The 9482-nt window shown below is 48.1% G+C and carries 7 protein-coding genes; 3 read left to right on the top strand and 4 right to left on the bottom strand.

What is annotated here, in order from left to right; translation table 11 throughout:
• Both Q0991_RS10005 and Q0991_RS10010 read left to right on the top strand, forming a co-directional pair.
• Window positions 1-985: ABC transporter ATP-binding protein (locus Q0991_RS10005; RefSeq protein WP_299487932.1), on the top strand; the 985-nt coding region annotated here is incomplete at its 5' end.
• Between the two features lie 112 nt (window positions 986-1097).
• Window positions 1098-1955: an ABC transporter permease gene (locus tag Q0991_RS10010; RefSeq protein ID WP_299487942.1), complete on the top strand. Its 858-nt coding sequence runs from the start codon at window positions 1098-1100 to the stop codon at window positions 1953-1955.
• Between the two features lie 2 nt (window positions 1956-1957).
• On the opposite strand, the gene Q0991_RS10015 is transcribed toward Q0991_RS10010, so the two are convergent.
• Both Q0991_RS10015 and Q0991_RS10020 read right to left on the bottom strand, forming a co-directional pair.
• A complete protein-coding gene (locus Q0991_RS10015; protein WP_299487934.1) occupies window positions 1958-2272 on the bottom strand; it encodes a hypothetical protein in 315 nt (104 codons plus the stop codon).
• 196 nt (window positions 2273-2468) lie between these two features.
• Entirely contained in the window at window positions 2469-4331 is a 1863-nt protein-coding gene (locus Q0991_RS10020; protein WP_366524939.1) for an SUMF1/EgtB/PvdO family nonheme iron enzyme, read from the bottom strand.
• A 698-nt stretch (window positions 4332-5029) separates the two neighbouring features.
• Between Q0991_RS10020 and Q0991_RS10025 the strand changes: the two genes are divergently transcribed.
• Window positions 5030-7375 carry an NACHT domain-containing protein gene (locus tag Q0991_RS10025; protein WP_299487937.1) on the top strand — a complete coding sequence of 782 codons (2346 nt, stop codon included), beginning with the start codon at window positions 5030-5032 and terminating at the stop codon, window positions 7373-7375.
• Between the two features lie 3 nt (window positions 7376-7378).
• Here Q0991_RS10025 and Q0991_RS10030 read toward each other — a convergent pair whose 3' ends face one another.
• Together Q0991_RS10030 and Q0991_RS10035 are read right to left on the bottom strand one after the other, a co-directional pair.
• Window positions 7379-7984, bottom strand: coding sequence for a hypothetical protein (locus tag Q0991_RS10030; RefSeq protein WP_299487939.1), 606 nt, complete (start codon window positions 7982-7984; stop codon window positions 7379-7381).
• A 208-nt stretch (window positions 7985-8192) separates the two neighbouring features.
• On the bottom strand, window positions 8193-9482 hold a 1290-nt coding region (locus Q0991_RS10035), incomplete at its 5' end, for a glycoside hydrolase family 9 protein (RefSeq protein ID WP_299487940.1).

The raw sequence follows: 9482 nt of genomic DNA on the forward strand, positions 1-9482 counted from the left end.
ATCCTACGGCAAGGTTGAAGCAGTTAAAGATGTCTCCTTTCAAATTCAACCGGGAGAGATTTTTGGCTTGCTAGGACCGAATGGTGCCGGTAAAACCACGACCTTACGTTGCCTATGCAGCTTAGCTACCCCAGACGATGGCACCATTGAGGTCAATGGGGTCTCTGTGCGGCAACATCCCCGAGCCGCTCGCCAGTTGTTGGGATACATTGCCCAGGAAGTAGCACTGGATAAAGTGCTCACGGGACGCGAATTGCTGCAACTGCAAGCGGCCCTCTATCACTTACCCGCCAAAACCATTGCTGATCGGGTCAAAAAAGTCCTAACGCTTCTGGATTTACAAAGTTGGGCTGATACGAAAACAGGAACCTATTCTGGCGGTATTCGTAAACGACTTGATCTGGCAGCTGGTTTATTGCATGAGCCAGCCGTTTTAGTGTTAGATGAACCCACTGTAGGCTTAGATATTGAGAGTCGGGTTGTTATCTGGGACTTTTTGCGAGGACTCCGAGAGCGGGGAACAACAATTCTGCTCACCAGCCATTATCTTGAAGAAATTGATGCCCTGGCCGATCGCGTTGCCATTATTGATCAGGGAACGGTGATTGCTGAAGGAGCGCCGACAGAACTCAAAGACCAAGTCGGCGGCGATCGAGTCACCCTGAAAATTCGAGAATTCACCTCTGAACAAGAGGCGCAGCAAGCCCAGGCCATGACCACCGCCTTGCCCTTTGTCCAAGATGTGATTATTAACCCGGCCCAGGGCAACTCGTTAAATATGGTGGTATCGTCCCAAGGAGATGCCCTTTTAAGTATTCAAACCGCGCTGAAAGAGGCTGGTTTGCCCATCTTTAGCATTGCCCAAGCCCGTCCCAGTCTGGATGATGTTTATCTAGCGGCGACGGGGCGTACGTTATTGGATGCGGAAATGGCGGCTGCGGGCACGCGCGATCGCAAAAAAGAACGCAAAGAAAATATGCGTTAGTCCATGATCGATTAGGATCAAAGGGCTGTCTGTGGCTCCTAAATTTCCTCTGAATCTAGATACCCACTTTTAAAATTTTGTTATGACCATCACCTCTGCTAACGCCAACTCAATGACTGACTCAGGCGTGCAAACCGATTTATTAACCACCCCAGGGATCGTTTCTGGCGAGTTTCTACAAGAAACCGTAGCCTTAACCCGTCGCCTGTTTATTCAGTTAAAGCGGCGGCCTACCACTCTGATTGCGGGCATTATTCAGCCGTTGATGTGGTTGGTCCTCTTTGGCGCCCTCTTCAAAAATGTGCCGGAAGGCTTATTCGGCACGAGCCAAAGCTATGGCCAATTTCTCAGTGCAGGGGTCATCGTGTTTACGGCCTTTAGCGGGGCTCTAAACGCAGGCCTCCCCGTGATGTTTGACCGGGAATTTGGATTTTTGAATCGACTCTTGGTTGCTCCTCTGGCTTCACGTTTTTCGATTGTGATGGCATCTGCGATTTTTATCACCACTTTGAGTCTGATTCAAACCCTAGCCATTATGGCCTTAAGCTTCTTGATGGGAGCAGGCTTACCCAATGCGCTAGGCTTAGCCATCGTTGCGCTGATTGTTTTACTGTTGGTTTTAGGCGTGACGGCCCTCAGCTTGGGACTTTCGTTTGCCTTACCGGGTCATATTGAACTGATTGCAGTCATTTTTGTCACCAATTTACCCCTGCTGTTTGCGAGCACCGCTTTAGTGCCCTTGGCCTTTATGCCCACTTGGTTACAGGTTGTGGCGAGCTTGAATCCCCTCAGCTTTGCCATTGAGCCCATTCGTTACCTGTATCTCCACAATGACTGGAGTTTTACCAGCGTCGTGATGGAGGCCCCCTGGGGGTCCGTTAGCTTGGGCGGTTCCTTGTTATTGCTATTCGGGTTTGATGCGATCGCATTACTGAGCATTCAAAAACTACTCTATCGTCGCCTCGGCTAATCTCAATGGATCTGCCGTTGATGGGGCTGGCGTTGAGGCTGTAAGCCGTCCCCATTCTCCAGCTCCGTCTCTTTTAGCTTCGCCTGTTCATCGACGTGTAAGATTTGCTCTGAGCGCCAACCCCGTAGTTGTTCTAGGCGTTGAATCTCGCGTTCAAGCTGCTGGCGACCGACTTCAAAAAATTCTTCTGCTGCATTCTGAGTTGAGAAAAAGTCTGGGGATACCGTCGGCATTGCGAATACAGGGACAGTCTGCATACAGAGGACGCAACCCCATAGTTTAGAGGCAGGTCCAAGACAACGTTTGAGGTAGGACATAGCGTGTAGCGGAAATCGGCTAACCACGGATCACCAGACTGAGCGATGGAGACCAACGATCTTGCTTCTAATCTAGCTTGTTTGTCAGCAATGACATCGTTGAGTTGGCAACCACCTGATCGCAACTGTGGCAATGGCCTGATCGGTCGGCACCCAGTATGCTCGCAGGTTAGGGACCCGTTTGAGAGACATGCCGCTATGGAGTCCCAGGTTGAACGATGCTGCAAGCAACCCGAAAACCGATGTGATTGCTTTGTTCGGATGCGGCTTCCCAAATGCGAGCAGCCGAACGGCAACTCATGGCTGGAGTATTCCAAGCTCCTCCTCTGAGGACGCAGGCGAAGAAAAATTGATCTTGCCAGCAACTGCCATCGATAGGGGCATTCCCGTAATTACCATGCCAATGATCCGCACACCATTCCCAAACATTTCCATGCATGTCATATAAGCCATATCGATTGGCTAAAAACTTACCCACAGCGGTCGTTTGTTGGCGACAGCGCCCGACTGGCTCTTTCCCATAGGCAGTGGCGCCATCATAATTGGCAATTTCTGTAGTCAGCGTTTCGCCAAAGGCAAAAGGAGTTTTACTCTCGGCTCGACAGGCATATTCCCATTCTGCTTCACTGGGTAGATGATAATCTTTACCCGTCAACTGGGATAAGCGGCTACAGAATTCAACCCCATCGAACCAAGAGATGCCTTCAACGGGGCGATGATCACCTGAAAACGTGGAGGGTTGAGCTTCTATGTTCCGCTTAATCTTGGGCAAAGCGGCAACCAACCGCCATTGAGCTTGCGTAACGGGATATCGACCTAAATAGAACTCTGAAAGAGCCACAATATGTTGTGGCCCTTCAGTAGGTTGTCGCTGCTTTTCATTTGGGGGAGACCCCATAGAGAAACGGCCTGAGGGGATATGCACTAAGTCCAGAGTAACTCCCTTGCCTAAATCCTCATGCAGGCAGACAATATCGCGTTTTTGACGATGAGTCACTTGGCCTTGGGGGTCAACTTTCACCACTTCCGCTTGGAAGGTGGGTAACGATGGTTTGGGCGGAGGTGGTGGTTTTCCCTTGGCTTCGGAACGGGGGCTGGGTAAAGGAGGATGGGACTGCGCGGGTTGTGCAGAAGGCTTGTTGGTGTTGGACTGAGAGCGAGGGGTCCCTTTCGCAAGAGCCCGTACATCCTTGCGCACATCTAATGCTGATGCGTAACGGGCGGAAATTTTCGTTTGCAGTAACTTCTGCAGCACCATGTGCAATTCAGCACTGATGGGCTGTGGTAAATGCTGGTGCCAGTGATCCACCCATGCTTCGTTATCTTGGAGAGGGAGTGCATAGGGCGCAACTCCGGTTAGCAGGTGAACGCAGCTTGCCCCCAAACTATACAAATCGCTGCCTGGAAGAACTTTGTCAACAGTCAGGACTTCTGGAGGAGCATAACTCGCGTTTTCCCGCACGCTTTCTGTCTGTTTTAGTTTAGATAAATTGATTTGTTTAGAGACACAAAAACCGACCAGAACCAGCTTTCCGTCTTCATGCTGGCGCATGATGTGAGCAGGTTTGAGATCACGATGAATCACCCCTTGATCATGGATTGTCTGCAATACAGGCAACAATTCTAGTAACAATGCCTGTACTTGATTTTCTTTGAAGGGGCCTTGACTTTCAATGACCTGCTGGAGGTCTTGGCCATCAATATATTCTTGTACCAAATAAGGGATGTGATTTTCTTCAAAGTACGCCAGAATGCTGGGAATATGCCGGTTTTTTTTCAGTCGCCTAAGTTGCTCAGCTTCCTGCAAAAAAGGCTCAACGACAGTCTGACTCTCTTCTGTGCCTTGGGCTTGACAAATCAGTTGCTTGACAACGCATGGTTCGAGGAGATTGTCTCGGTCTTCTGCCAGGTAGGTGTTGCCAAACATCCCTTTACCCAACAGGCGAACCATCTTAAAACGCTGACGCAGCAGGATTAGTCGTGTCCCGCACTGCTGACAAAATTTGTTGGTGTCTGGGTTTAGGGGTTTCTCACACTTGGGGTTGAGGCAGCAAATCATCGTTTAGAGAGACATAGAAATTAATTTAGGCTATTCACTCAGCACGGCTGTTTTAAGGCAGGTTGCCATTGGCTATCCATAGCTCAATAGGCGCTTGATATAAAAAAGCTACCCTGTTTGGAAAAATTAGTCTGCAAGAGTGATTGCGGCATTACTATGACAGATTTACACCTACTATTTAGATCACTTATACCTTAGTGTACTGATGATAGGTATTGATGCAAGTTAGCAAAATTCTCCCTCAGATGCTTGGGTTTATTCAATTTCTCGCGATGTCTATTCTCGTACAATTCAATATTGATGCAAAGAAACTGGATTTAAAGCTCGTCAGTTTGCGTTAAGACTAGTCGCAACCCGTAAGCGATAGGCTGAACAGCAACTCCAGTAGGCATTATGCCTAGCTTCTCCTTGCCGAGGGGATAGATGGTTTTTTGAAGTCTCAGATCGCAAGACCTCACAAGAAACAACACGGTTGGCAATTCTCTCCATAGCGATAGGGATGAGGGGAAGGCAGTACGACAGCATCAAGATGTTTTCTCAACCCAGTGATGAGGTCTGAAATAAGTTTAGACAATGGGGCAGAATCAGTATTAACTCTCACTACTGAGCAGAACTATGACTTGAAGAGATATTTCGCGAGGTTTATACTTTCAATCTCGTTTATAGTCATTGATAACTGCTTATTCTCGTAAATTTTGATGGCTCTCAAAAACTTGCTGAGTAATCCTAACTTTCAGACAGTTGTGGTTCCTTTGTTCACCACATTGATTCCGGTAGTAGTGGGTTGGTTCCTAGGATTCCTTCCGGCTGACTTTAAAAAAGCTAAATGGGATCGATGGCTGAAATTATTGATCGAATCAGCCGTTTTGGTCTTTGTTTGCAGATTGTTACCAGAGGCGATGGATGCCTTCAATAAGGATGACCCAACGTCCAAGATAATTGGTGCGTTGTATGGCGTTGTGCTATTGCTACTCATTGGCATGATGGTGGCGGATGTGGTGCAGCTTGTCCGCAAGCCCTCGACGCTGACAACGATTGAACTAGAAGAGGCCCGGTGGCAAGATAATCGCCATACTTTAATGGATAAGATGCGGGTGAAATGGATTGATGGGGTATTGAAAAAATCTCTGTATGAGCAGGTCCGAATTGCGGTGGGTTTGGAAGAGCGGCCTGAGATGGTAGGGGTGGAATGGCAAACGGCAGGGGAAGAGAAACAGGTGTTGCCTCCTGGGACTCGATTGTTGGATCGGTTTGCCAAGTTGGGAGAAGGAGGAACGTTGTTAGTGCTGGGAGATCCGGGTGCTGGGAAAACAACGTTGCTACTAGAGCTAGCTAAGGATTTATTGGAAGACACCAATATTCGATATCTAGAGCAGTCGATACCGATTGTTTTGAATTTATCCGCTTGGAGTGTTCAACAGCTTCCTAAAGAACCATTGTCTAAAGATGAGATGGTTCCTTTTACCCAGTGGCTTCTGGAAGAGCTTTTTCAGCAACACCAAGTGCGCAAAGAAGTCGGAAACACTTGGCTCAAGCAGCAAAAATGGACGTTACTGCTGGATGGATTGGATGAAGTTAAACCTCAATATCGCGATGCTTGTGTGGAAGCAGTGAACCAGTTTCAGCAAGAATTTGGCAATATCAAAATCGTGCTGTGCTGCCGGATTGCTGATTATCGGGAATTGAACACTCGCTTAGAAAAGTTTCAGGCGGCGGTGTATATTCAACCTTTAAGTGACACTCAAGTAGACCAATATCTAAAAGATGGAGGAGAAAAATTAGCAGGGATTAAAGCTGCTTTAGGAGAAGATCCTTCTCTACGAGAATTAACGAATACGCCACTTTTTCTATGGATTTTGACCCTAGCCTATCGCCATCGCTCCGCTCAGGAATTGAAGAATTTACCTGAAGACCAGCGCAAGCAACTCCTGTTTGATCGTTATATACAACGAATGTTTGTTCAGCGACCTTTGTCTTCTGAGGAAGAACAGCAACAAATGTTGCGCTGGCTGCAAGGGATAGCGAAGAAAACAGGAACGGGAAAGGAGTTTTTGATCGAACGAATGCAGCCCAAAGATTGGTTAAAAACAGCAAGAGGTAAATACCTTTATGGGCTGATTGTTGGGCTAATTTTAGGACTGATTTACGGGCTGATTTTAGGGCTAATTGGAGGGCTGATTTACGGGCTGACTGGAGAGCTGATTGGAGGGCAGATTTTCGATTCGATTCTTATGCCGATTTTCGAGCTAATTAGAGGGCCGACTGGAGGGCTAACCGGAGGGCTGATTAGAGGGCTGATTGTTGGGCTGATTTTAGGGCTAATTTACGGGCTAATTGGAGGGCTAATTGGAGGACTAATTGGAGGGCAAAAACCTATTGTTCTTGTAGAAGCTTTAAGAATTTCAATGTCCCGAGAGACGGGACGAGACATTTTAGCGTCGTTGAGAAGAGAGCTAACTTACGGACTAATTAGAGGGCTGATTGTTGGGCTGATTTTTGGGTTAACTTTAGGGTTAACTTTAGGGCTAATTAGAGGGCTAATTGGAGGGCTGATTGTTGGGCTAACTTTAGGGCTGATTGGAGGGCAGATTTTTGGGCTAATTTACGGGCTAATCTTAGGGCTGATTGGAGGGTTAAAAGTCGATATTATAAAGCGGACTTTTCCAAATCAAGGTATTTGGGGATCTCTCAAAACTATGGTGATTACGGTTATAGTCTCGATTTTTTTTACGATTATTATTTATTTTTTATTGAAAAATATTTTACCTTCGTCCTTAGAGCCAGATTTAATGAAAAGCATTATTCGCTTAGTCATAGGGTTACCAATCATGGGAGCCATTATTGCAGGAGGAGGACTAGCCTCTATTCAACACTTTGCTATGCGTTTAGTCCTCTACCAAACCAAGCAAATCCCTTGGAATTTCGTCACCTTTTTCAAAAAGGCTGAAGATCGATTATTTATCTACCGCACAGGTGGCAGCTACGTCTTCGTTCACCGCTACCTCCAAGAACATTTCGCCAACCTCTCCTTCGACGAAACCTAACCCTCAAGCATTCCGCGCCCGACAAAATAAATTAGGCAACTGTCGCCGCAAAAATGTATAGCCAAAGGTATACCAGTAAAACCCATTCACCAACACCACCAACCCTTGGCCCCAAACATTTCCCAAAATCGGAAACGTCAACACAGAAGTCCCCAATACCAGCATCATCTCCACAAACGCCACTTGCCGACCGTAGTGCTTCGGGTCCCAATAGGACAGGGGACTAATCAGCCGATATTGACTTAACGGTAGGAAATGTTTGTGGGCATCGTCATTATGAACCGGCAAATCCCCCAAAGAATGCAGAATCATACTGACAAAAAACAACGCCGCAGGCATCCACCCCAGTTGCCAACAGCCCCAAGTTGCCAGCCCCGCCAAAGGAATAGAATGGCCCAGATCAATCCAGGTTTGCCAAAAGGGATGATAGTACGCCTCCGTCCAAATTTGACCTTCCGGTAATTTCCGAATCCCCTTCACCCAGGCATAAAACACAAACATGGGCAGATCCGGGGCAATGGCTCCCGCTGTCACCGCCAACACCGCTGGCTGCTCTGTCACATTCATTAAGAGAGCAAGGTTGATAATCGCGTGGCTAGGCGTGTTCACGGGCTTTATTCAGGCAATTCAGTATGATTCAAGATAACACTTGGTGCGTTGACGCTTCACAGCCTCTGATGCAAATGCGGGTCAGGGCTTACTTCTCTGCATTAGGCCCCCCCGGCCCCCCTTTCTTGAATGCCGAAGGCTATATTCTGGGGGGAGAATGCTGTGTACTATACCCTTTGGCATTCAAGGGGGTGTTGCAAGAGTTCAGTTAAGACGTCTCCAACAGCATTCCTAAAAGGGTTAAAAGGGGTGCATTGTAGTCAATAGCATATTCATTGGTGGCATAGGACTTTTCGCTGTCGAGATAGCTGCGAATGCCTAAACCTTTGGGGGCAATATTGTCCTGGGCTCCGTCATTGGGTCCCCCGACCACTAACCCCGGAATGTTGATTTGCTTCGCTCTGGCAAAGAGGTGGTTTACCTTTGCCACAGGATGGGTCCCCACCCCCGTGACAAAGGTTTGATCAAAGTGATTGCGACCCATCATGTAGTGGAGCTGATCGAGAGCAGCTTCTTTATATGTCTGCGCTTGGGTGAGGTGATAGGCATGGACTAAGGTAATGCCTTCTTCGACTGTCATTTTGTTGGACCCCCAAATAAAGCGATGGTTGGCTAGCCGATAGCCACTTCCTTCGACCCGCCCCATAATTTGATCGGCACGGTCTAGAAGCTTTTGCTGAATTTGAGGTTTGAGCTGGTTGGGGTCCGCCTTGGCATAGAGCAGATAATCGACCATGCCTAGGGTGGAGGCATCCTTCCATTCGTAGAGGTTAAAGGGCATCTGGTCGAAATGGTCCACCAGATATTGCTCAAACTTTGAGTCTCCAGTGGTCAGGAATAGCTCGGCGGCGGCCCAGTAGCGATCGTCGATATCGGTTTTCAGGCTGTCCTCAATGTCAATGTAAGACAAGAGATACTTCCCAGAACCGCTATCGTCGCCATCAATCCAGCCTTCTTGCATTTGGTCTTGAGTTTGCAAATAGTCCCAGGCTAGCTGAGCGGCATCTAGATAGGTTTTGGCCTGTTGGGGGTCCTTGTAAATCCGACCCGCCATAGCCATCACTGCGGCAAATTTCCCGGTTTCAGGGGTAGACACGCCGTACAGGTAGCGGGTTTGCTGGTCTTCATCGGGGGCTTTGCCAATCGGCCATTCTTTGCCCGAGAGCTTGCGATAAACTCCACCATCTTGGCGCTGGGTGGAGAGTAGCCAGTTTAGACCGACTTTCATCTCATCTAGTAGATCGGGGAGCTGGTTGCCACTTTCGGGAATATCTAATTGGCCGTCGGTAAAGTTTTGGGGATATTGCTCGTATAGGCTGAATAAGCTGCCGATGGTGACCGTTGTGGTTGCCACATATTTGCCGTAGTCCCCGGCATCGTGCCAACCCCCTTGGCTTTGCACGGTATCTCCTGCTTTGTGAAAGGCATCATCATGGGCGATCACGGCATCTTTGAGATGACAGGGAGGGTGATAAATCCCGGTGATTGGATCAAAGAT

Origin of the sequence: Acaryochloris sp. IP29b_bin.137 (assembly GCF_028285745.1) — a bacterium.
Taxonomy (GTDB): Bacteria; Cyanobacteriota; Cyanobacteriia; order Thermosynechococcales; family Thermosynechococcaceae; genus Acaryochloris.